The organism is Sphingopyxis sp. sgz302558 (assembly GCF_057220455.1).
In genome coordinates, this window is the sequence record NZ_JBXPUZ010000027.1 from 1 (window position 1) to 1,233 (window position 1,233).

At 61.6% G+C, this 1,233-nt stretch carries 3 protein-coding genes; all 3 read left to right on the plus strand.

The features are described from left to right. Positions 1–223: 223 nt before the first annotated feature. Positions 224–628 carry a DNA methyltransferase gene (locus AC2TC0_RS16170; RefSeq protein ID WP_484718481.1) on the plus strand — a complete coding sequence of 135 codons (405 nt, stop codon included), beginning with the start codon at positions 224–226 and terminating at the stop codon, positions 626–628. Continuing rightward, positions 600–1,055 (plus strand): DNA-methyltransferase, encoded by a 456-nt coding sequence (locus tag AC2TC0_RS16175; RefSeq protein WP_484718479.1) that lies wholly within the window; start codon positions 600–602, stop codon positions 1,053–1,055. Before AC2TC0_RS16170 ends, AC2TC0_RS16175 begins: the two co-directional genes overlap by 29 nt. Continuing rightward, positions 1,048–1,233 (plus strand): DUF5681 domain-containing protein (locus AC2TC0_RS16180; RefSeq protein ID WP_484718480.1); only part of this gene is annotated, 186 nt, incomplete at its 3' end. The genes AC2TC0_RS16175 and AC2TC0_RS16180, both read left to right, overlap by 8 nt.

Genomic DNA, 1,233 nt, shown 5'->3' on the forward strand with positions numbered 1-1,233 from the left:
CTATGATCTCGAGATCACGGGGTTCACGACGGCGGACCTCGACTTCTCGCTCGATGATGCCGCAAAGCCCAAGCAGGCCGAAGCGGTTGAGTTGCCCGATCCCGACGCGCCGAGCGTGAGCCAACTTGGCGATATGTGGCAGATCGGCCAGCACCGGCTTTATTGCGGCAACGCCCGCCATGCCGAAAGCTACGAGGCGCTGCTTGGCGGCGAGGTGGCGGCGATGGTCTTTAGCGACCCGCCTTATAACGTCGCCATTGATGGCCATGTCTCGGGGCTGGGCAAGCATCGCCATAGGGAGTTTTTTGAGGCCTCAGGCGAGATGACCTCGCCTGAGTTTACCGCCTTCTTGCGCGCGGTGTTCCGCAACTGCATGCGCTTCGCGGCGGATGGGGCAATCCATTATCATTGTATGGACTGGAAGCATATGCGCGAGCTGCTCGATGCGGCCGACGGCGTCTATCCCAAGTTCAAACAGCTCATCGTCTGGAAAAAATCCAATGCGGGCATGGGCAGCTTTTACCGCTCGCAGCATGAACTTTTGTTCGTGTTCAAGTCGGGGACCGCCAAGAACGTCAACAATTTCGGGCTGGGCGANCATGGGCAGCTTTTACCGCTCGCAGCATGAACTTTTGTTCGTGTTCAAGTCGGGGACCGCCAAGAACGTCAACAATTTCGGGCTGGGCGATAGCGGACGGTATCGCACCAATGTGTGGGATTATGCCGGCGCCAATGTATTCCGCAAGGGCCGCGACAGCGATTTGGAGGCGCATCCGACCGTCAAGCCCACGGCCTTGGTCGCCGATGCCATCCTCGACTGCTCGCACCGCGGTGATCTCATTCTCGATCCGTTCAGCGGGTCAGGGACCACGCTGATCGCCGCGCACAAGACGGGGCGCCGCGGCGCGGCGATCGAGCTTGATCCGCTATACTGCGACACCTCGCTGCGCCGCCTGATGGCCGCCTCGGGGCTCGATGCGGTGCGCGCCGATGGGGCGCGGTTCCTCGAACTTGAAGCGGCCTTGCTGGCCGGGGAGGGGGTGCGCCATGGCTGATTATGAAGTGGGCTATGGCAAGCCGCCTAAACATAGTCAGTGGCCGCCCGGCGTGTCGGGTAACCCCAAAGGCCGCGTCAAGGGGCAGAAAGGGCTGAAGACCGATCTCGCGGCGGCGCTCGATGCTCCGCAGACCATCAAGGTCAATGGCAAAGCCTTGACCGGGCGACGCCAGCAA

Coding starts and splice junctions, on each gene's coding strand:
- AC2TC0_RS16175 (WP_484718479.1), top strand. CDS start 600: ATGGGCAGCTTTTACCGCTCGCAGCATGAACTTTTGTTCGTGTTCAAG.